This window comes from Citrobacter sp. CK185 (assembly GCF_030333565.1).
Classification (GTDB): Bacteria; Pseudomonadota; Gammaproteobacteria; order Enterobacterales; family Enterobacteriaceae; genus Citrobacter_B; species Citrobacter_B koseri.
Genome location: NZ_JAOWFR010000013.1, coordinates 1 through 265 on the forward strand (window position 1 = coordinate 1; position 265 = coordinate 265).

Annotated in this window: 2 tRNA genes; both read left to right on the top strand. The window is 55.5% G+C overall.

Features of this window, described 5'->3' with window-relative positions:
• Nucleotides 1-3 precede the first annotated feature (3 nt).
• Nucleotides 4-80 (top strand) — tRNA-Ile (locus tag OGV79_RS02300).
• Between the two features lie 108 nt (nucleotides 81-188).
• Nucleotides 189-264, top strand: a tRNA-Ala gene (locus OGV79_RS02305).
• Nucleotide 265: the final 1 nt, after the last annotated feature.

Genomic DNA, 265 nt, shown 5'->3' on the forward strand with positions numbered 1-265 from the left:
TACAGGCTTGTAGCTCAGGTGGTTAGAGCGCACCCCTGATAAGGGTGAGGTCGGTGGTTCAAGTCCACTCAGGCCTACCAAATTCGCTCCCGTGCTTTGTTGTGGCAAAGCTCGCATACTTCAGTATGCTTCGCTTCACCACGCCGCGCCCGGAAACGAATTGGGGATGAGGTTTAACTACATCATATGGGGCTATAGCTCAGCTGGGAGAGCGCCTGCTTTGCACGCAGGAGGTCTGCGGTTCGATCCCGCATAGCTCCACCAT